Origin of the sequence: Microbacterium sp. 22195, from assembly GCF_052056515.1 — a bacterium.
GTDB lineage: Bacteria > Actinomycetota > Actinomycetes > Actinomycetales > Microbacteriaceae > Microbacterium.
This window is the reverse complement of record NZ_JBQEPE010000002.1, coordinates 237027-256162: the sequence shown is the minus strand read 5'-3', so window position 1 is coordinate 256162 and position 19136 is coordinate 237027. Positions and strand designations below refer to the sequence as shown.

Sequence of the window (19136 nt, the reverse complement as noted above, 5' to 3'; positions counted from 1 at the left end):
CGCACGGGCGCACATGTCCGTCCTGTCGTGGCCGGGTCGCGTGGATGCTCAGGCCAGGGCATCCACGAGGGGCCGGAACTTCACGCGGGTCTCCAGCAGCTCCGCCTCGGGGTCGCTCCCCGCCACGATGCCGGCGCCCGCGTACGCCGTCACGGCGCGAGCGCCGGACTCGTGCTCGGGAGCGTCGGCGAACTGGGCGCAGCGCAGGGCGATCGCCCACTCGCCGTCGCCCGAGGCGTCGATCCAGCCGACCGGTCCCGCGTAGCGCCCGCGATCGAAGGGCTCCAGACGGCGGATCGCCTCGACCGCAGCATCCGTCGGGGTCCCCGCGACGGCCGCGGTGGGATGCATGACGCCGACGAGATCGAGCGCCGAGGCGCCGTCGTCGAGCTCGCCGCTCACGTCTGTCGCGAGGTGGAAGAGATTCGGCAGCTCCAGCACGAACGGGGCATCGCTCGCCGTCAGGGCGCGGGTGTGCGGACGCAGCGTGGCCAGCACGCTCTGCACGGCGAAGCTGTGCTCGGCGAGGTTCTTCGCACTGGCGGCGAGATCTGCGGATGCGACGGAATCGGCGTCCGGGTCGGCGCCGCGACCGATGGTGCCGGCCAGCACGCGCGCGGTGACCGTGCGGGCGTGCGTGGTGACGAGTGTCTCCGGGCTCGCGCCGATCAGGCCGTCCACCGCGAAGGTCCAGGTGTCTGGATACTCCGTCGACAGGGCGCGCACGAGGCGGCGCAGGTCGGCACTGCCGGGGACGGTGCCGGTCAGGTCGCGAGCGAGCACGACCTTGCTGTACGCGCCGTCCGCGATCTCGTCGAGCGCCCTGCGCACCGCATCCTGGTAGCTCTGCGGCGTCTGCGCACCGGGGCCGACGCGACCTGCCCAGTGCGGCGCGAAGCCCTGAGGCTCCGGCACGTCGGCGAAGCCCGGCTCGTCGGCGGTGCGGATGCGGGTGATCCAGCTGCGGCCGTCTCGGCGGCCGATCACGGCCCTCGGCACGACGAGCACGCTCGCGGCGGACGAGTCCTCGTCGAAGGTCAGCGCGCCGAACGCGACCAGTCCGGTGCCCGGAAGGCCTACGGGGTCGTCGACCTCGGCATCCTGCACCAGTTGCCGCCAGGCATCCGCGACGATCGCTGCGCGGGGCCTGTCCTGCCCGGCCGGGACGCGGACGGTCGCGGCGATCCCGTCGCCTGCGGCCACGATCCCCTCGCCGCGGCGCAGCCAGGCGACGGGTCCGGCGGCGGGGGTGTGTGCCAACAGATCGTCGACGGGTGGGATCTCGCGGGTCTGCGCGACCAGGCGGGTGCTGCTCACCCGTCCAGCCTACTTCTCGGGCTGGCGCTCCATGCCCAGCGCCTCCAGGCGGTCGAGCCACGGGTCGGCGGTGGCGTCGTCGAACGGGGCGATCTGCGTGCGCACCTTCTGCTCCAGGTCCAGCGCCAGCGCCTCGAGGTGCGCGATCACGTCGGCCGGGTAGCCGTACTGCACCAGGTGCTCGGCCCACTCGTCGCGGTCGTCGACCCACGTGCCGCGCTCCCCCTCGACGCGCACGACGTCGAGGTCCATGTCGATCCCGTGCGCGAGCGCGGGCATGCCGGGTTCGCCGTCCTCGGCATCCGCCGTCCAGCGCAGATCCCAGGCGAGGTCGATGTAGATGCGCATGCCCTTCGGATGCCCGCGGTTGATCGTGAGCGCGAGGTCGGCGGCGCCGCGATCCGGGTCCGGGTGCGGGATGAGCGTGATGTTCGGAGCGGGTGCCGTGAACTCGCGACCTGGACGGCTGCTGCGCCATCCCCGCGGCTGTCCGACCCAGTCGCCCCACTGATCCGAGCCCAGGTAGACCTGCTCATTGGTCCAGTGCGGCGAGCCGTCCCATTTGCGCCACTGGACGATCATCGGGGTGCCGGGCTCAGGACGGTTCGCGCTCACCCGCCGAGTCTATGCCCGGGTCGAACCGGCGCAGATCGGGGGCCAGCCCCTCGCGCGAAGCGCGCAGCATCCGCCCGCTTTAGGATCGAAGCATGGAGCCGAACCGCGCCGACCTCGGCAAAGACCCCTCGCACGTCAGCGGCATGTTCGACCAGGTCGCCGCAGGCTACGACCGCACGAACACCGTGATGACGTTCGGCAACGACGCCTTCTGGCGCGCGGCGACCACGCGCGCCGTCGCCCCGAAGCGCGGGGAGCGCATCCTCGACCTCGCCGCGGGGACCGCATCCTCCTCGGCATCCCTGGCCGGCAGCGGCGCGCAGGTCGTCGCCGCCGACTTCTCCCCCGGCATGCTGGCCGAGGGCCGCCGCCGGCACGGTCACCTGCCCAACATCACGTTCGTCGAGGCGGATGCCACGAATCTGCCCTTCAAGGACGGCGAGTTCGATGCCGTCACGATGTCGTACGGCCTGCGCAACGTGCAGGAGCCGAAGAAGGCGCTGGCCGAGCTGTTCCGGGTGACGAAGCCGGGCGGGCGCATCGTGATCAACGAGTTCTCCACGCCTCCGGGCAAGCTGTTCCGCGGGCTCTACCGCTTCTACAACGCGCAGGTGCTGCCGAAGGTCGCCCGCCTCGCCGGCACCAACGGCGACGCCTACGACTACCTCAACGAGTCGATCCGCGACTGGCCGGACCAGCGCACGCTGGCCGGCTGGATCCGCGAGGCCGGCTGGACGGACGTCGAGTACCGCAACCTGTCGTTCGGGATCGTGGCCCTGCACCGCGGACGCAAGCCCCTGGCCTGAGCTCTCGGCCACAACTCCGGAGATCCGGAGGCGTTCGCCGCGTTCTGGCGTGTTTCGCGCCGTGCTCCGGTCAGATCTCCGGAGTTATGGCGCGCAGATCGCTACGAGTCAGCTCGCCGCGAGGCGCTTCTTCTCGACCTCGACGTCGAAGTCGGCTGCGGGCCACTGCGGGTCGATGTCCTCGAGCGCGGCGATCAGCAGCTCCTGCACGGCGAGGCGCGCGTACCACTTGTGATTCGCCGGAATCACGTGCCAGGGCGCCTCGGCCGACGCGGTGCGCTCGAACGCGGTCTGGTAGGCGGACATGTAGTCGTTCCAGCGCAGCCGCTCGTCGACGTCGCCGGGGTTGTACTTCCAGTGCTTGTCCGGGCGGTCCAGGCGCTCCATCAGGCGCGCCTTCTGCTCGTCCGGCGAGATGTGCAGCATGACCTTGACGATGCGGATGCCGGATGCCGCGACGCGGCGCTCGAAGTCGGCGATGGCGCCGTACCGTCGCTCGATCTCCTCCTCGGATGCCAGCTTCCGCACCCGGCCGATCAGCACGTCCTCGTAGTGCGAGCGGTCGAAGACGCCGATGAAGCCGGGCTGGGGCAGGCGGCTCTCGACCCGCCACAGGAAGTCGTGCGCGCGCTCCTCGTCGGTCGGCGCCTTGAACGCGACCAGTTCGATGCCCTGCGGGTCGACTCCGCCGACCACGTGCCGCACGATGCCGCCCTTGCCCGCGGTGTCCATCGCCTGCAGCACGAGCAGCACGGCATCCTTCGCGATGCCGGCGCGCGATTCGGCGAACAGCCGCTCCTGCAGCTCGCCGAGCACCTCGCGGCGCGCGGCGAGCTGCTTCGCGCCCTGCTTCTTGCCGCCGTCGAAGCCAGGAGTGCCGTCGGCGTCGACGTCCTCCAGCCGGAAGCCCTCGCCGACCTGCAGTGCCTCGGCCCATGTCGTCTTCGTCATGCCTGCCATTGTGCCGGGTGCGGCGCCACGTATGCGAGAAGCGCGGTGTCGGTGGCCCCGTGCACAATCGGACCATGGACACCTCGCTTCTCGTGATCGTCGTCGCCGTGATCGCCGCAGCGCTCGCCGGCGGGCTCGGCTTCGTGCTCGGCACGCAGCGCGGGCGCGCGACGGATGCCGCGAGTCAGGCCGCGGCGGGCGCCGCGCAGCTGCGCGTCGAGGCGCTGGAGCGGGATGCGGCCGCGCTGCGCGCGGAGACCGCCGGTCGCGTGCAGGAGGAGCGCGCTCTCGCGGAGCAGCGGGTGGCCGAGGCGCGCCGGCAGGGCGAGGCGGCCGTCGCGGATGCCAGGGCGCAGGCGCAGGCGCGCCTGGAGCACGAGCGCTCGGAGCACGTGAGGCGGCTGGCCGAGGTGCGGGACGAGGCGGAGGCCGACCTTGCTGACGAGCGCCGCCGTGCGGCCGAGCGTCTGGAAGAGCTGAAGGCCGATCAGAAGCGGCTCTCCGACGAGTTCGACGCCCTGAGCCGGCGGGCCCTGGAGGCCAATTCCAAGGCGTTCCTGGAGCAGGCCGAGGAGCGGCTGAAGCGGAGTCAGAGCGAGGGCGCGGCCGAGCTGCAGAAGCGGCAGGACGCCGTGCAGCAGCTCATCGAGCCGATCCAGAAGACGCTCGACACGGTGAAGACCGAGATGACCACCGCCGAGAAGGCACGACTGGAGGCGCACGCAGCGCTCAGCGAGCAGGTGCAGTTCATGCGGCAGTCCTCCGAGACGCTGGGCGCAGAGACCCGCAACCTCGTGAATGCGCTGCGGGCGCCGCAGGTGCGCGGCCGCTGGGGCGAGCTGCAGCTGCGCCGGGTGGTCGAGGCCTCGGGCATGGTCAACCACGTCGACTTCGACGAGCAGCTGCACCACAGCACCGACGAGGGCGCGCTGCGTCCCGACATGGTGGTGCACCTGGCCGGTGACAAGCGGGTCGTGGTCGACTCGAAGGTCGCGTTCAACGGCTACCTCGAGGCCATGGAGGCCACGGACGATGCCGTGCGCGCCCAGCGCCTGGCGGCGCACGCCCGGCATCTGAAGAAGCACATCGACGACCTGGGCACCAAGGAGTACTGGGACGTCGTGGCCGGCTCCCCCGAGTTCGTGGTGATGTTCGTGCCCGCCGAGCCGTTCCTGGCCGCGGCGCTCGACCAGGACGCCACCCTGTACGAGTACGCGTTCGAGCGGAACGTCGTGATCGCGACCCCCTCCACCCTCATCGCGCTGCTGCGCACCGTCGGGCATGCCTGGCGACAGGATCAGCTCGCCCAGGAGGCGCAGCAGATCTTCGCCGTCGGCAAGGAGCTGCACAAGAGGCTCGGGACGCTCGGCCAGCACCTCGCGAAGCTGGGCAAGAGCCTGAACAGCACGGTCGACGCCTACAACCGGTTCGCGGGCTCGCTGGATCGCAACGTGGTCACCCAGGCGCGCCGATTCAGCGCGCTGCAGGGGCTGGAGGAGGTGCTCACCGACACCTCGCCGGTCGAGGCCCTCGCGATCGCGCCGTCCAAGGCCGACCTGTACGAGCTCGAGGCCCCGGCCGCGGACGAGGAGAGGTACGCCAGCGCTGATGTCGGCGAGATCGCCCAGCGGCTCGAGTAGATCACCGGCCGGCCGGTCGGCGACCCTCAGCGCTCCAGCGGCACCTCGATGATCTGCGGCCCCGCCACGGGCGAGGTCAGCGCCTGGTCCAGCGCGGAGCGGGTGGTCACCTGCGCGAACTCCCACCCGTAGGCGGCGGCCAGCTCGCGCAGATTCGCGCCGTGCGGTGTGTAGAAGGCACGGTCCAGATCCTCGGCGGGAGCGGATGCCGCCACCTCGAGCCCGTCGAAGATCGTGCCGCCGCCGTCGTTGCCGACGATCACCTGGATGCGCGGTCGCGGCTCGTCGGCCGGGAGAAGCAGCGCCCCGACGTCGTGCAGGAAGGCCAGATCGCCGAGCAGCACGCGCGTCACGCCGACCGCGCCCGACGCCTGGCTCGCCAGCGCGATGCCGAGAGCCGTGGCGATCGTGCCGTCGATCCCCGCCAGCCCCCGATTGGCGTGCACCGGCACCTTCTTGCCTCCGAGCACCTGGTCCGCCACGCGTACCAGCCGCGAGGATCCGAACACCAGGCGGTCGTGCGGCCAGGTGGCGCGCCAGACGGCATCCGCGAGGATCTCGCGATCCACACGGCGCCGCACCGCGTCCAGTTCGGCCCGCACCGCGCTCAGTCGGGTGGCCTTGTCCTCGGACGACAACCCGTCCTGGTCCGGTGCCGGGGCGCTCAGGTCGATCACCTGACCCGCCGAGGCGTTCATCCACGCACCCAGCCACTGCCGGTCGGCGGGTCCGTCGGCCACCGCCACCGCGGCCGCCGAGGTCGTGCGCCCGTTGAGATCCAGCTCCTCGCCGCCGCCGCGCACCGCGACGACGTCCACGTCGGCCCTGGCGAGCACGGCCGCGACCTCGCGGCTGAGGGTGGGGTGGCCGAAGACGACGGCGCGCTCGACCCGGCCGCCGAGTGCCTCGTCCCGCAGCAGCTCGCGGTAGCCGTGCACGATGAGCCGGCCGAAGCGCGCACCGCTGACGATCTCGGCGATCAGCGGCCAGCCGCCCCGATGCGACAGCTCCTCGGCATCCGCTCCGGCATCAGCTCCGGCGACCACGACCGTGCGCGGGCCGCGGTCCAGGAGCAGCGTGTCCGCGGACGCGCGGGCGGGCGCGGGACCCGGCACGGCGTCGGCGGCACCCGCCGCGGACAGGGGTTCGCGTGCGGGAAGGTTGAGGTGCACCGGGCCGGCGACCCCGGAGACACCGTCGCCGCGCAGGCCCAGGGAGGCCTCCACGGCGGCACGGGCGAGGCCCGTCCAGCCGCTCTCCGGCGCCGTCGGCGGCACCGGGGCATCGATCGCCATCCGGGTGAAGGGGCCGAAGATCCCCTGCTGCACGGTGGCCTGGTTCGCGCCGATGCCGCGCAGCTCCGGCGGGCGGTCGGCGGTCAGCAGCAGCAGGGGGACGCCGGAGTGGAAGGCCTCCATCGTGGCGGGCAGCAGATTGCCCGCCGCCGTGCCCGATGTGCAGACGATCGCCACCGGGACTCCGGTCTCGCGCGCGATGCCGAGGGCCGTGAATCCGGCCACGCGCTCGTCGATGCGGACGTGCACCTGCAGATGGCCCGTGCGGGACAGCTCCATGGCTGCCAGCGCGAGCGCCTGCGACCGCGATCCAGGCGCGAGCACGAGGTCGCGCACACCGCTCCCGATCAGTCCGGCGAGCAGCTCGGCGGAGGCTTCCGAAGCGGGCGAGGCGGAGGGGACGGGCCCCGTCACGAGCGCGGGTCCGCGCCGTCGGGGTCGTCGTCCAGGCGCGCCAGCTCGGCCTCGAGCTCGCGGATGCGGGCATCCTGCTCGGCGTCGTGCATGCGGCGCAGCACCCGCGGGTCGTCGTCCGGCGGCACCACGTAGGCCGTGTTCACCTCGTCGGCGCGGAGCCGGCCGAGCGCGAACCAGAGGATGCCCCCGATCACCGGCAGCAGCAGCACGATGAGAACCCAGGCGGTCTTCGAGACGCCACGGTGCCGCGTCGCCGGCTGCACACTGCAGTCGACGATGCTGAACACCCAGAACACCACGGCGAGGAAACCGCCGATGATCAGGAAACGCGCCATGCTTCCAGTGTAGGTCGCCGGGCCCGGACGGGCCCCGGTGCCTCATCGCCGCCGCACAGCGCACGCCTAGCGCGCGCTCCTAGACTCTTTTCTGTGAAGAAGTTGCCACCCCTCCTCGTCTACTCCGTGCTGCGGCTGCTGGCGTTCCTCGTGCCGCTCGCGATCATGTGGTTCTTCTTCCCGATCTTCCAGGAGTTCTGGTGGCTGGCGGCCCTGTTCGCCGCGCTGATCGGCATGAGCATCTCCCTGCTGTTCCTGCGCGCGCCGCTCTCGGACGCATCGCGCGACATCTACGCCCGCCGCAACCGCACCGACTCCGACGCGGATGCCGAGGATCGCGCGACCGACGAATGAGCCGCAGGACGTGACATGCACAAGGAGCGGATGCCGATCGGCATCCGCTCCTTCCGCATCAGGGCGTCAGCGCCGGAAGGTCACGTGCGTCGTGCCGCTCTCCGCCACCTCGCTGACGACCTCGTAGCCCTGCTCGAGCCCGCGCAGGTCGTCCCACAGCCGCTCACCGCGGCCGAGCAGGATCGGCGCGATCGCGACGTGCAGCCGATCGACGAGGTCCGCGCGCAGGAACTGCCGCACGACGTCGACGCCTCCGCCGACGCGCACGTCGCCGCCCGCTGCCGCCTCGGTCGCCCGCGCGAGGGCATCCTCGGCGGTCGTGTCGATGAAGTGGAACTCGGTTCCGTTCGCGAACTCGATCGACGGCTTCGCGGTGTGCGTGAGCACGAACACCGGCACCTGGAACGGCGGCTCCTCGCCCCACCAGCCTCGCCAGTCGGGGTCGTCGCCGAACAGATGCAGCCCGAACATGCCCGCGCCCATGATCTCGGCCCCGGTCCCCTCGAAGTAAGCGCTCGCGTACTTCTCGTCCACCCCGGTGGTGCCCTCGCCGGAGGTGTCTCCCAGCACCCGCTCGCGGAAGGTGCGCGTCGACACGTACGCCGCGGTGAGCCGCCCCCAGTCCTCCCCCATCGGGTTCTCCGGGGTCTGGTCGACGGTGGTCGCGAACCCGTCGAGCGAGATGTTCAGGTCCACTCGTACTGCCATGGTCTCTCCTAGCCGTTCGCGGGGTTGGTGGCCTTGCCGTCCAGCCACAGCACGTCCGAGGCGTCGCCGTGCGTGCCGGCGCTCCCGACGTGCTTGTCGCTGATCTGCGGCCCCTTGGTGATCACGTGCACGAGCGCCATTCCGTAGCCGCGCGACAGATCGTAGTCGGATTTCAGCCACTCCAAAATGGGGGTGGCCTTGGTGCTCGAGTCGAAGCCTCGCTGTGACGCCAGCTCGATGAACTGACGCGGGGTGAGACCGGTCTTCGTCTCGATGTTGTCGAGGTATGCCTGGAAGGACATGCGGTGTTCTCCTGCGTTTCGTGGTGGTCAGTCGAGGTCGGTCTGGATGATGACGGCCGAGGCGTGGATGCCGATCAGGCGCATCGTGCCGGTGCCGGTGTTGGTGAACCGGTGCGGCACGAACGCCGGACCGGTGACGGTGTCGCCCGCGGTGGCGAGGATCTGCTCGTCCCCGACCTGGAAGGTCGCGTCTCCCTCGAGCACGACCCAGGTCTCGGGATACGGATGCCAGTGCAGCCCCGACCCCTTCCCCGGCTGGTTGTCGACGTAGAAGTACGACACCGCGGCCCCGTGGTCACGTCCCTCGAAGCGGCGCCCAGGGCCGGTTCCGAGCGGGATCTGGCCGGGTGCGACGAGCGTCGGCTCGGCGAGTGTTTCGATCATGGTCTGCTCCCTGTCGTGTGCACGCCTCACTCTTCCGCCGCGTGCCATGCAACCCTAGAGTTTCGATGTGGATCGAAACATGCGAGGGCGACCGGTGGAGGGTCGCGAGCACCCCGATCACCGCGTCGACTTCCACCTGAGCCCCGGCGACATCCAGGCGGTCCGCTTCGGCATCTCCCCCGGTCACGAGTTCGCGCACGCCGTGCGAGTCCTGCTGCGACCCGAGCAGCATCCGCTGCAGTGGGGCTGGCTGCGGCAGGTGCGCGACAGGCTGCCGCGAGAGCCTTTCGGCCTCCTCGCGCAGGTGATCGGCGCCGACGGCTACATGCCCGACTTCCTCACGGCGGACGCGAGGTGGGACATGACCCCGGTCGACGAGCTCGCCGCGCTCCGCGAGGCGCCGATCCCCGGCATCCTGGTCGATCTCGGCAAGATGATCCTGCGCTCCTCCGGCGAGCGCCGGGCCGCGCTCGTCCGGATGCACGCAGACCCCGTGCGCGCCCGAGCGCTGATCGCCGACGCCTGGGATCAGGTGTGGGATGCCGTGCTCGCACCCGTCTGGCCGCAGCTGGAACGACTGCTGCGCGCTGACATCGCGGTGCGGGCGCGCACGATCACCGCGGACGGCCTCTCCACGATGGCGGGAGGACTGCACCCGAACGTGCGATGGAGCGACGGCGCCGTGCGGGTGCGCCTGCGCCGGCACAGCGAGGACGTCGACTGCCGCGGCTCAGGGCTGGTGCTGGTCCCTTCGGTGATGTCCTCGTGGGGATGCATGGTGATCACCGAGGCGCCCGCGCAGCCGACGCTGTTCTACCCGGCGCGCGGAGTCACAGCGGGCTGGGCGCGCGACAGCGCGGAGCTCGAGGACGCCCTGGGCGCCCTGCTCGGCCCGGCGCGTGCGGGCATCCTGCTGCGCGCTCACGTCGCGCGCACCACCACCGGGATCGCGAAGGATGCCGGGATCGCCGCCTCCACGGCATCCCATCACCTGGCGGTGCTCCGTGACGCAGGACTGATCGCCAGTTCGCGCGAGGGCAATCGGATGCTGCACCTGCGCACGCCGCTCGCCGAGGCGCTGGTCGGCGCGGCGCTGTGACTCAGGCCGCGACGAGCGCCCAGTACATCAGCGCGGCATAGCCGACCGACGACAGCGAGGTCAGGCTCAGGGCGATGATCAGCTCGCGGGGCGTCCGGTACGTCCAGACGATCAGGATCGCCGGGATGATCGCCAGCAGCACCAGCATCGAGAGCCACGCGACGGGGTACAGCAGCAGCGCGAAGACGACGGTGATCAGGAACGGCACGATCACGAACAGCGTGTACACGGCCTGCGTGGCGCGCTTGCCGATCAGCACGGTGAGCGTGCGCTTGCCGACGGCGCGATCCTGATCGATGTCGCGCAGGTTGTTGGCCAGGAGCACGGCACAGGCGAAGAGCCCGGCGGCGACTGCGGCGAGCCAGGCCTCCAGCGGCAGTGCGAAGGACTGCACCCACGTGGTGCCGAGCACGGCCACCAGCCCGAAGAACACGAAGACGAACAGCTCGCCCATCGCGTTGTAGCCATACGGGCGCTTGCCGCCGGTGTAGAACCAGGCCGCGACGATGCACGCCGCGCCGACGATGAGCATCCACCACTGCTGCGTGCGGATCACGATCGCCAGCCCCGCGGCCGCGGCCAGCGCGAAGAACACCAGGGCGGTGTTCAGCACCTGCTTCGGCGAGACGCGACCGGAGGCCGTGAGCCGGGCGGGGCCGACGCGATGCGCGTCAGTGCCTCGGATGCCGTCGCTGTAGTCGTTCGCGAAGTTCACGCCGATCTGCAGCAGAACGGCGACCGCAAGGCACGCCAGCGCGATCACCCAGTGCAGGTGCGGATCGGTGACCTGCGCGGCCCCCGTGCCGAGGATGACCGGTGCGACGGCCAGGGGCAGGGTGCGCAGTCGGGCTGCTCCCACCCAGTCGCCGAAGGTGACCGGACCGGCCTCGATCACGGGCCGCTTCGCCGGGTTGCCGGAGGTCTGCCGCTTCTGCGGCGCGTGCTTGCGCGAGGACGTGCGCGACTTCTTGGAGGTTCCTGCCACGACCGAATCCTATCGAGCAGGCTCGCTCCGCCGGTCAGGATGCCGGCGGCGAGACGATCGGGCGGTGCTCGTAGTAGGTCTGCAGCACGATCGTCGCGCGCGTGCGCACGTTGGCGATCGAGCGGATGTCGTTGACCAGCTTCTCGAGGGCCCGCGGCCCCTTCACGCGGACGAACAGCATGTAGCTCGCCTCGCCCGCGATGGAGTGGCACGCCTCGATCTCGGTCAGGTGCTCCAGCAGTTCGGGGGCGTTGTCCGGCTGGCCGGGATCGATGGGCGTGATCTCGATGAACGCCGACAGCGGCTTGCCGACCTGCTCGGGGTCGAGCAGCGCCTGATAGCCCGTGATCACACCGCGGGTCTCCAGGCGCTTGAGCCTGGACTGCACGGCGGAGGTGGACAGCCCGACGGTCTCGGAGAGCTGCGCGAGAGTCACCCGCCCGTCGCGGGAGATCTCGGCAAGGAGCGCGTGGTCGACAGCATCATCCATGAGTGGAATAATAGTTGCTGAATCCGGTGTTCACCGGAAAATTTCCGTTTCTGACCACGATCGGAGGGTTCGATGTCCACCATCACCAGCACCATCAACACCATCATCGGCGAGCCCGAGGTCGTGGAGGACGCATCGACCGCCGAGACCAGCGCAGCCTGGAAGCTGCTGAAGGACGCCGCGATCGCGCTGCGCCCGCTGCAGATCAAGGACGGCTCGGTGCCCGAAGCCGCCGACCGGGAGGCCGCGGCCCAGCACGTCGCCGAGATCATCGCGGGCATCCGCGCGCTCGCCCCCGCCTTCCCGCACGACGCCGACTACCTCGACGCGCTCGTGGTCGACTTCCAGCGCTGGTCGGACGGCGGCTTCGCCGAGCCCGACTTCCTCGACTCGCTGATGGCGTTCCAGCCGCAGCAGCACCGCATCGACGGCATCCGCCACCTCGTCGTCTTCCCGATGTACACCCAGAACGGCTCGAGCGACCGCCTCGTGGAGGCGCTGATCGTCGAGACGATCTGGCCGGAGTTCATCGCCGAGCTCGAGGCCGGCGACTACGGCAACAAGCTGTTCGTCTCGCTGCGGCTGGTCGACTTCACCCCCGGCTACGACACGAACTCGGCCGTGCTGTTCCCCGAGACCGTCGCGATGCGCGAGATCCCCTCCTTCACCTGGGGCGCGATCTTCCAGGACCGCGAGGCCGCCCGCTACCGTCGCGTCGTCCGCGCAGCATCCGAGATCACCAATCTCGAACTGCCCGAGCGCGCCGCGGCCATGCTCGGCGACCAGCAGATGACCGAGAAGACGTTCGTGATGTGGGACATCATCCACGACCGCACGCACATGCGCGGCGACCTGCCGTTCGATCCGTTCATGATCAAGCAGCGGATGCCGTTCTTCCTGTACTCCCTCGAGGAGATGCGCTGCGACATGACGGCGTTCCGCGAGTCCGTGAAGATCGAGCGCGCGTTCGACGCTCGCGTCGCCGCGGGCGAGAAGCTCACCGACGCCGAGCAGGAGATGCACGACTACGCGCATCTCGTGCAGTACGCGGTGATCTTCGACCGCATCTTCCGCTTCGCGATCACGGGCAACCGCACCCGCAACTACGACGCGGTCGGCGGTCAGCTGCTCTTCGCCTGGCTGCACCAGCACGGCGTGCTGCACTGGACCGACACCGCCCTCGCCTTCGACTGGGACAACGTGCCCGACGCCGTCGTGGCGCTGGGCGACGCGATCGATGACCTGTACTGGCACTCGATCGACCGTCCGAAGATCGCGCACTGGCTGGCGGCGTACGAGCTGGTCCGGGGCACGCTCACGCCGCACCCCGCCTCGCAGTGGGCACGCGGCCTGTCCGACGAGATCCTCGCCGGCGCGCCCAAGGGCTACACCGACGCCGTGATGGACGACGAGTTCCCGCTGTCGATGTTCTTCGAGACCCTCGACAAGAAGATGAAGCCGGTCATCGAGTCGACTGTCGGCATCCGCGGCACCGACGACTGAGCCTCAACCGCGCACGTCTGAAGGACGTTCCCGCTTCTGAAGGATGACTTCAGGCGGGGCGTCCTTCAGACTTGCATCCATCCTTCATCCGCGGCGCAGGGAGCGACCATGAACCGCACGATCCTTCTCGCCGGCGCGACGAGCGCCGCCGGTCTCGCAGTCGCGCGAGCCCTGATCGAGGCGGGCGCGACGGTGATCGCGACCGGTCGCTCCGCCGAGCGCCTCGCGCCCCTCGCGGACGCCGGCGCACGCGTCGAGGTGGCGGATGCCACGAGCCTGACGGACATGAGCGCACTCGCCGAGCGTGTCGGAGCCGTCGACGGCGTGATCTCGCTGGTCGGCGGATGGCGCGGTGGCGGCGGGCTCGCCGGGCAGAGCGACGAGGACTTCGACGCGCTGCTGCCCGCGCTTCAGGCGGTGCGCGCGACCAGCCGCGCCTTCGACGCCTCGATCAGGGCGTCGGATGCCGGTCGCTTCGCGATCGTGTCGTCCACCGTCGTGAACAAGCCGATGGCGGGCGGGGCGAACTACGCCACCGTCAAGGCCGCGGCCGAGACCTGGACCCGCGCCGTCGCTCAGGGCTACGCGAAGGCGGCACGCGACGCGGGGACGGACCTGCATACGGCATCCGTCATCTTCCGCGTCGAGGGTGCACTGGACGCCGGCTCCCTCGCCCGTGCCGTCATCGCACTGTGGGAGGCGGACGCCTCCGCCCTCAACGGGACGGTCGTCGACCTCGTCCGAGGCGCTTGACCACCCGGATCACCGGTCCCGTCAGCAGCATCAGGAACATCGCCGAGTAGCCGATCACGGGCACGGTCAGCGCGACGGTCAGGGCTATCGCGAACAGCCCGACGGTCACCCACTCGGCGCGGATGCCGGCACGCAGCAGGTCCTCCGGGATGTCGTGCAGCTCACGATGATGCAGCAGGTACCCGCGGATCGCGAGCAGGACGAGGCTCGCGAGGATCAGAGTGCCGACGTACAGGCACTTCTGAGCGGCGTCGTCGGGCATCGCACCCAGCATCGCCGTCGGCACCGGCAGCCACACGATCGTGAGCATCCAGGCGATCGTCAGCCAGACCAGGGCGCCCGAGGTGCGGTCCACCCGGTCGAAGACGCGGTGGTGCGACATCCAGAACGACGCGATCAGCACGAAGCTCATCACGAAGCTGAACAGCTGCCCGGTGTCCTCGGCGAGGAACTCGAGCACGGTGCGTCCCTCACGTCCGAGATCGATGACCCCTTCCATCAGCGGCAGGATCAGCAGGGTCATCGCGATCGCGACCACCCCGTCGGTGAAGGCCTTCAGCCGGTCGGCGGAGAGCAGTGGACGTTCAGACATCTCGTGCGTGTCGGTCACCGGGGAATGCTCTCGCGCCGTCGTGGCGGCGTCAAGCACCTCCGGCGGCGATCTGCGGAACCGCCGCGTTCGCGTAGGAGTCGCTGAGCCGGCGGTAGGCGCGGGTGCCGAAGGCGATCAGCACGAGCAGGACGATCGCGATCCCCGCGAAGACGAAGATCAGTGCGATGCCGCGTGCCTGTCCCTCGCCGAGCAGCCAGCCCCAGGCTCCCCGGCCGTCGGCGGACTCGATGAAGGGGATGATCACGTACTGCGCGATCGGGGCGATCAGGAACGCCGTGACGGGAGCCGCGGCGGCCTCCATGGCCGAGGCGAAGCCGAACACCCTGCCCTGCCGCTGGTACGGCACGACCTTCTGGATGACGGTCTGCTCGGCCGCCTCCACGGCCGGCGAGAGCGCCATGTACAGCCAGCAGCCCGCCACGAACAGCGGCCACCAGTCGCGGATCGCGAACAGCATCCCGATCACGCCCATCACCCCGACGAGCAGCAGCATGGTGCGGATCGGATTGCTCCCCAGGCCGACCGTCGAGACGACGATGCCACCGATCAGGAAGCCCGTCGAGGCGACCCCGAGCGCGATGCCCCACATCTGCACCGACATCAGCTCGAGCCCATAGGGATCCATCAGCGCCATGTAGACGCCGCCGACCAGGTTGTTGAGCATCGAGAAGAACAGCAGTGCGAACAGTGCAGGCACGGCTCTGATCGCCCTGATGCTGCCGCGCAGGTCCATCGCGGACGGCGCATCGGGATCGGGCTGCGGCTGCTCCTCCGGGATGCGGATGAACAGGATGTGCACGAGCGAGACCACGGTCAGTCCGACGGCGATCACGAGCGTCCCGCCCATCCCGAGGAACCCGACCGAGAGACCGCTGAACACGCTCGTCACGAGGAACGCCAGCCCCTGCACCGTGCCGACCATGCCGTTCGCGTTCGCGTGCCGCTCGACGGGGACGAGCAGGGTGACGGTGGTGGAGAGCGCGATGCCGCGCATCTGCTCGACCACGGCGCCGAGCAGGATGATGCCCGCGAACAGCCAGAACCAGGGTCCCCCGAAGTCCAGCAGCGCACGTTCGGGCTGCCACAGGAAGATCAGCCAGGCGAGCACGAACGCGACCGCCGTGATCACGCTGGAGAAGACGAGCACGGCGCGCTTCCGGTGCCGGTCGACGATCGTGCCGAACACGATCGAGAAGATCGCGATGAGCAGCATGTAGGCACCGCCGACGATCCCGGTGGCCATCACATTCCTGGTCTCCAGGTAGACCCAGAACGTGAGCGCGAACCACAGGAAGCTGGTGGTGACGTTGGCGACCATGGTGTTCACCAGCACCTGCAGGAATGTGCGCATGGGAAGAGGGTAGGCGGGAGCGCCGACATTCGACAGGGATGCCTGGAGATCGGGACGGATGCCACGCTCTAGGCTTGTACGGTGAGCACTCTGCATGACACCGCCGTCCGCGGCTTCGCATCCGACAACTACTCCGGCATCCATCCCGAGGTGCTCGCGGCGATCGCCGCGGCCAACGACGGCCACCAGATCGCGTACGGCGAGGATCTCTACACGACCCGCCTGCAGGAGGTCTTCGCGCAGCACTTCGGCGAGGGCGTGCACGCGTTCCCCGTCTTCAACGGCACCGGTGCGAACGTGACCGGTCTGCAGTCGATGCTGCCGCGCTGGGGCGCCGTGATCTCGGCCTCCACCGCGCACATCAACGTGGACGAGGGCGGCGCACCGGAGAAGATCGGCGGCTTCAAGCTGCTGACCGTCCCGACCGACGACGGCAAGCTCACCCCCGAACTGGTCGACCGCGAGGCATGGGGCTGGGGCGACGAGCACCGCGCCCAGCCGCTGGTGGTCTCGATCACGCAGTCCACCGAGCTCGGCACCCTCTACTCGGTCGACGAGATCAAGGCCCTCGCCGACCACGCGCACGAGCGCGGCATGAAGCTGCACCTCGACGGCGCGCGCATCTCGAACGCGGCGGCGGCGCTCGACGTGCCGCTGCGCGCGTTCACGACCGACGCCGGCGTCGACGTGCTGAGCTTCGGCGGCACGAAGAACGGCGCCATGCTCGGCGAGGCCGTCGTGGTGCTGAACCCGGCCGCGTCGGACGGCCTGATCTACAGCCGCAAGTACAACATGCAACTCTCCTCGAAGATGCGCTTCGTCTCCGCCCAGCTGATCGCCCTGCTCGGGGGCGACCTGTGGCTGCGCAATGCGCGCCACTCGAACGCCATGGCCCAGCGCCTGCGCGGCGAGGTCGAGGCCGGGCTCGCCGACGGCTCGATCCAGGGCGTGTCCTTCTCGCAGCCCACGCAGTCCAACGGCGTCTTCGCCGTGCTGCCCGACGGCGTCGCCGACAAGCTGCGCGAGAGCTTCCGCTTTTACGACTGGGACGCCTCCCGCAACGAGGTGCGCTGGATGTGCAGCTTCGACACCCAGGAGTCCGACGTCGACGCGTTCGTCGCCGAGCTCGGGCGGCTCACCACCGCCTGAGCCTCTCTGCTCTGTTCGAGACCACCGGTTGGCGACGAGACCACCGGTTGCCGGCGTCGGCAACTGGTGGTCTCATCGCTTGGTAGTGCTCTCGACCCCTGAACGTGCGGGTCAGGCGGCGGGCGCGCCCAGCCACTCCCGGTAGGCGTCGACCGTGAAGGGACGGCCGAGGAACGCCTCGATCAGATCGGCGGCATCCCTGCGCCCGCCGGGCTCGAGGATCTCGCGACGGTAGCGGGTGGCGGACGCCTCGTCCATCAGGCCCGTGAAGCCGGTGAGCAGGTCGCGTGCGATCACCAGGCTCCACTGGTAGGTGTAGTAGCACGAGCCGTAGCCGGTGAGGTGGCCGAAGGCGGCATAGGAGTGCGTCCCCCGCAGGTGCTGGAGCGGGCTGGACACCTCGTACCAGTGGTCGGTGGCGGCTGCGAGGTCCGCGGGACGGTCCATGTGCAGGTGGTACGAGACACGGGCGTGACCCAGCTGCGTGCGCACCAGGAGCGCCCGGCCGAAGGCATCCGCCTCCCGCATCCGCGCGACCAGCTCCGCCGGGATGGGCGCGCCGGTCTCGTCGAGTGCGAAGGAGGCCAGCACATCGGCATCCCACACCCACTCCTCCAGCATCTGGCTAGGCGCCTCCACGAAGTCCCACTCCGTGGCGACGCCGGAGAACGGCGCCCACTGCTGGTCGCCGCCGAGGATGTCGTGCACGAGATGCCCGAACTCGTGGAAGAAGGTCTGCACCTCGCGGTGCTCCATCAGCCCGGTCGGGAAATTGCAGACCAGGGCCGCCTCGGGCAGCACACGGCCGCGCACGCCGGGAGCGAGCCCGAACACGGCGGCGTGGTTGAACTTGCCCTCGCGCGGGTGCAGATCGAGGTGGATGCGGCCGATCCGCTCCCCCGCGCGCAGCACGTCGTAGGACCGCACCTCGTCGTGCCAGGCGGGAACGTCCACCGGCGCGTACTCGATGCCGAACAGGCGACCGGTCGTGCTGAGCAGGCCACCGAGGACGCGGGTGAAGTCGAGGTGGCGGCGCACCTGCTGCGCATCCACGGCGAAGCGCTCCTCGTGCAGCCGGGTGAGCAGATACATCTGGTCGGCGTTGGTCACGCCCTCGGCATCCGGGACGTCCTCCCGCAACCGCTCCAGCAGGATCGCGTACTCGGCCTCGGCCGCCGCGCTCGACGCCTCATCGACCTCGTCCAGGAACGATGCGACCCGGGCCCCGGAGCGGGCCATGCGGTCCTCGGTCTCGTAGTCGGCCCAGCTGGCGTACCCGAGCAGCTCCGCATGCTGCTGGCGGACGTCGAGCAGCTCGGCGAGAACGGCGTCGTTCTCGGGCCAGGCGAGGTCGGAGCGCGCGGCGCGCAGCGCCCTGCGCGTCTCACGGTCGTGCGCGTAGTTCATCACGGCCATCACGTCGAGATTGTCCGTCGACACCGCGACCAGACCGTCGTCGCCGACCGGATGCCCGGCCAGGAAGTCCTCGGGGAGCCCGGCGAGCCTGTCCGGGGCGATGCGGATCTCGCGGCGTCCCTCGCGGATGTTCCGCGCGAAGGTCACGCTGAGCTCGGTCTCGCGGGCGGCGAACGCGCGCAGGCGCTCACGGGTCTCGGCATCACGGTCGGCACCGCCGCGGCGGAAGTCGCGCTGGATCTTCGCGAGCAGCCGGGCGGCGTCGGCGTCGAGGCCCTCGGCATCCGCCGCGCCGAACACTGCGGCCAGGTCGGCGTCGGTCATCAGCTCGGCGTCCTTCGCCTGCGCGGCGGAGGTGCGCGACTCCGCGGCCTCGCGCACGGTCCGGTCGGGGTGCACCTCGGCGAGCACCTCGGCCTCGTTGTAGGCGCTGCGCAGCTCGATCTGCAGGTCGTTCCACAGCTGCAGCGCCTCGAGGGCGGTGCGTGAGGATCCGTCCTTCAGGCGGGCGGCGAGCTCGTCGACGCGTGCGAGGCGCTCGTCGGTGCGGGTGCTCGCGAACGCGAGCCAGTCGGCGGATGCGGTGGGGAAGGCGATGGGTTCACTCACCCGACCGAGCCTACGCGGGCGCCCTTCGTCTCGCTTCGCTCGCT

At 70.3% G+C, this 19136-nt stretch carries 20 protein-coding genes; 7 read left to right on the top strand and 13 right to left on the bottom strand.

All coding sequences use genetic code 11. The features are described from left to right. Positions 1-48 precede the first annotated feature (48 nt). Positions 49-1317, bottom strand: a complete 1269-nt coding sequence (locus tag ACTJJ4_RS09255) for an isochorismate synthase (RefSeq protein WP_440943058.1) — start codon at positions 1315-1317, stop codon at positions 49-51. Positions 1318-1326: 9 nt separating this feature from the next. Beyond that, a complete protein-coding gene (locus tag ACTJJ4_RS09250; protein WP_440943057.1) occupies positions 1327-1932 on the bottom strand; it encodes a hypothetical protein in 606 nt (201 codons plus the stop codon). A gap of 92 nt (positions 1933-2024) precedes the next feature. Between ACTJJ4_RS09250 and ACTJJ4_RS09245 the strand changes: the two genes are divergently transcribed. Then, complete coding sequence (locus tag ACTJJ4_RS09245) at positions 2025-2738, top strand: class I SAM-dependent methyltransferase (protein WP_292704266.1); 714 nt, start codon at positions 2025-2027, stop codon at positions 2736-2738. 108 nt (positions 2739-2846) lie between these two features. Here ACTJJ4_RS09245 and ACTJJ4_RS09240 read toward each other — a convergent pair whose 3' ends face one another. Next, the gene (locus ACTJJ4_RS09240) at positions 2847-3689 is read right to left on the bottom strand and encodes a PPK2 family polyphosphate kinase (RefSeq protein WP_440943056.1); all 843 of its coding nucleotides are present in this window, start codon (positions 3687-3689) and stop codon (positions 2847-2849) included. 74 nt (positions 3690-3763) lie between these two features. Here ACTJJ4_RS09240 and rmuC point away from each other — a divergent pair, with 74 nt between their 5' ends. Further along, complete coding sequence (rmuC, locus tag ACTJJ4_RS09235; RefSeq protein WP_440943055.1) at positions 3764-5329, top strand: DNA recombination protein RmuC; 1566 nt, start codon at positions 3764-3766, stop codon at positions 5327-5329. 26 nt (positions 5330-5355) lie between these two features. On the opposite strand, the gene menD is transcribed toward rmuC, so the two are convergent. Continuing rightward, positions 5356-7038, bottom strand: coding sequence for a 2-succinyl-5-enolpyruvyl-6-hydroxy-3-cyclohexene-1-carboxylic-acid synthase (menD, locus tag ACTJJ4_RS09230; protein WP_440943054.1), 1683 nt, complete (start codon positions 7036-7038; stop codon positions 5356-5358). After that, positions 7035-7376: a PLD nuclease N-terminal domain-containing protein gene (locus ACTJJ4_RS09225; RefSeq protein WP_285637225.1), complete on the bottom strand. Its 342-nt coding sequence runs from the start codon at positions 7374-7376 to the stop codon at positions 7035-7037. The genes menD and ACTJJ4_RS09225 overlap by 4 nt, the downstream gene beginning before the upstream one ends. A 93-nt stretch (positions 7377-7469) precedes the next feature. On the opposite strand from ACTJJ4_RS09225, the gene ACTJJ4_RS09220 reads away from it, so the two are divergent. Then, entirely contained in the window at positions 7470-7730 is a 261-nt protein-coding gene (locus tag ACTJJ4_RS09220) for a DUF4229 domain-containing protein (RefSeq protein ID WP_292704275.1), read from the top strand. A 66-nt stretch (positions 7731-7796) separates the two neighbouring features. Here ACTJJ4_RS09220 and ACTJJ4_RS09215 read toward each other — a convergent pair whose 3' ends face one another. From ACTJJ4_RS09215 to ACTJJ4_RS09205, 3 genes are read right to left on the bottom strand one after another with little or no spacing between them, the layout of a single operon-like run. Then, on the bottom strand, positions 7797-8438 hold the full coding sequence (locus tag ACTJJ4_RS09215; protein WP_440943053.1) for a dihydrofolate reductase family protein: 642 nt from the start codon (positions 8436-8438) through the stop codon (positions 7797-7799). 8 nt (positions 8439-8446) lie between these two features. Next, positions 8447-8740 carry a DUF4287 domain-containing protein gene (locus tag ACTJJ4_RS09210; RefSeq protein ID WP_292704279.1) on the bottom strand — a complete coding sequence of 98 codons (294 nt, stop codon included), beginning with the start codon at positions 8738-8740 and terminating at the stop codon, positions 8447-8449. A 27-nt stretch (positions 8741-8767) separates the two neighbouring features. After that, a complete protein-coding gene (locus ACTJJ4_RS09205; RefSeq protein ID WP_440943052.1) occupies positions 8768-9124 on the bottom strand; it encodes a cupin domain-containing protein in 357 nt (118 codons plus the stop codon). Positions 9125-9203: 79 nt separating this feature from the next. On the opposite strand from ACTJJ4_RS09205, the gene ACTJJ4_RS09200 reads away from it, so the two are divergent. After that, a complete protein-coding gene (locus tag ACTJJ4_RS09200; RefSeq protein ID WP_440943051.1) occupies positions 9204-10223 on the top strand; it encodes a DUF5937 family protein in 1020 nt (339 codons plus the stop codon). 1 nt (position 10224) lies between these two features. On the opposite strand, the gene ACTJJ4_RS09195 is transcribed toward ACTJJ4_RS09200, so the two are convergent. Both ACTJJ4_RS09195 and ACTJJ4_RS09190 read right to left on the bottom strand, forming a co-directional pair. Further along, positions 10225-11208 (bottom strand): 1,4-dihydroxy-2-naphthoate polyprenyltransferase, encoded by a 984-nt coding sequence (locus ACTJJ4_RS09195; RefSeq protein WP_440943050.1) that lies wholly within the window; start codon positions 11206-11208, stop codon positions 10225-10227. 34 nt (positions 11209-11242) lie between these two features. Further along, on the bottom strand, positions 11243-11698 hold the full coding sequence (locus ACTJJ4_RS09190; protein WP_285637245.1) for an Lrp/AsnC family transcriptional regulator: 456 nt from the start codon (positions 11696-11698) through the stop codon (positions 11243-11245). A 72-nt stretch (positions 11699-11770) separates the two neighbouring features. Between ACTJJ4_RS09190 and ACTJJ4_RS09185 the strand changes: the two genes are divergently transcribed. Next, positions 11771-13201 carry a DUF6421 family protein gene (locus ACTJJ4_RS09185; protein WP_440943049.1) on the top strand — a complete coding sequence of 477 codons (1431 nt, stop codon included), beginning with the start codon at positions 11771-11773 and terminating at the stop codon, positions 13199-13201. Between the two features lie 108 nt (positions 13202-13309). Beyond that, positions 13310-13954, top strand: coding sequence for an SDR family NAD(P)-dependent oxidoreductase (locus tag ACTJJ4_RS09180; RefSeq protein WP_440943048.1), 645 nt, complete (start codon positions 13310-13312; stop codon positions 13952-13954). Here ACTJJ4_RS09180 and ACTJJ4_RS09175 read toward each other — a convergent pair. Continuing rightward, entirely contained in the window at positions 13917-14564 is a 648-nt protein-coding gene (locus tag ACTJJ4_RS09175; protein WP_440943047.1) for a TMEM175 family protein, read from the bottom strand. The genes ACTJJ4_RS09180 and ACTJJ4_RS09175 overlap by 38 nt on opposite strands. A 31-nt stretch (positions 14565-14595) precedes the next feature. Continuing rightward, positions 14596-15918, bottom strand: a complete 1323-nt coding sequence (locus tag ACTJJ4_RS09170; RefSeq protein WP_440943046.1) for an MFS transporter — start codon at positions 15916-15918, stop codon at positions 14596-14598. 81 nt (positions 15919-15999) lie between these two features. Between ACTJJ4_RS09170 and ACTJJ4_RS09165 the strand changes: the two genes are divergently transcribed. After that, positions 16000-17067 carry a threonine aldolase family protein gene (locus tag ACTJJ4_RS09165; RefSeq protein WP_440943045.1) on the top strand — a complete coding sequence of 356 codons (1068 nt, stop codon included), beginning with the start codon at positions 16000-16002 and terminating at the stop codon, positions 17065-17067. 111 nt (positions 17068-17178) lie between these two features. Here ACTJJ4_RS09165 and ACTJJ4_RS09160 read toward each other — a convergent pair whose 3' ends face one another. After that, positions 17179-19092, bottom strand: coding sequence for a M3 family metallopeptidase (locus ACTJJ4_RS09160; protein WP_440943044.1), 1914 nt, complete (start codon positions 19090-19092; stop codon positions 17179-17181). Between the last annotated feature and the right edge of the window lie 44 nt (positions 19093-19136).

What these genes read in the sequence shown, in the direction of transcription:
- rmuC (WP_440943055.1), top strand. Translation starts at nt 3,764, where the DNA reads ATGGACACCTCGCTTCTCGTGATCGTCGTCGCCGTGATCGCCGCAGCG.
- ACTJJ4_RS09210 (WP_292704279.1), bottom strand. Translation starts at nt 8,740, where the DNA reads ATGTCCTTCCAGGCATACCTCGACAACATCGAGACGAAGACCGGTCTC.
- ACTJJ4_RS09205 (WP_440943052.1), bottom strand. Translation starts at nt 9,124, where the DNA reads ATGATCGAAACACTCGCCGAGCCGACGCTCGTCGCACCCGGCCAGATC.
- ACTJJ4_RS09200 (WP_440943051.1), top strand. Translation starts at nt 9,204, where the DNA reads ATGCGAGGGCGACCGGTGGAGGGTCGCGAGCACCCCGATCACCGCGTC.
- ACTJJ4_RS09170 (WP_440943046.1), bottom strand. Translation starts at nt 15,918, where the DNA reads ATGCGCACATTCCTGCAGGTGCTGGTGAACACCATGGTCGCCAACGTC.
- ACTJJ4_RS09185 (WP_440943049.1), top strand. Translation starts at nt 11,771, where the DNA reads ATGTCCACCATCACCAGCACCATCAACACCATCATCGGCGAGCCCGAG.
- ACTJJ4_RS09245 (WP_292704266.1), top strand. Translation starts at nt 2,025, where the DNA reads ATGGAGCCGAACCGCGCCGACCTCGGCAAAGACCCCTCGCACGTCAGC.
- ACTJJ4_RS09215 (WP_440943053.1), bottom strand. Translation starts at nt 8,438, where the DNA reads ATGGCAGTACGAGTGGACCTGAACATCTCGCTCGACGGGTTCGCGACC.
- ACTJJ4_RS09180 (WP_440943048.1), top strand. Translation starts at nt 13,310, where the DNA reads ATGAACCGCACGATCCTTCTCGCCGGCGCGACGAGCGCCGCCGGTCTC.
- ACTJJ4_RS09225 (WP_285637225.1), bottom strand. Translation starts at nt 7,376, where the DNA reads ATGGCGCGTTTCCTGATCATCGGCGGTTTCCTCGCCGTGGTGTTCTGG.
- ACTJJ4_RS09240 (WP_440943056.1), bottom strand. Translation starts at nt 3,689, where the DNA reads ATGACGAAGACGACATGGGCCGAGGCACTGCAGGTCGGCGAGGGCTTC.
- ACTJJ4_RS09190 (WP_285637245.1), bottom strand. Translation starts at nt 11,698, where the DNA reads ATGGATGATGCTGTCGACCACGCGCTCCTTGCCGAGATCTCCCGCGAC.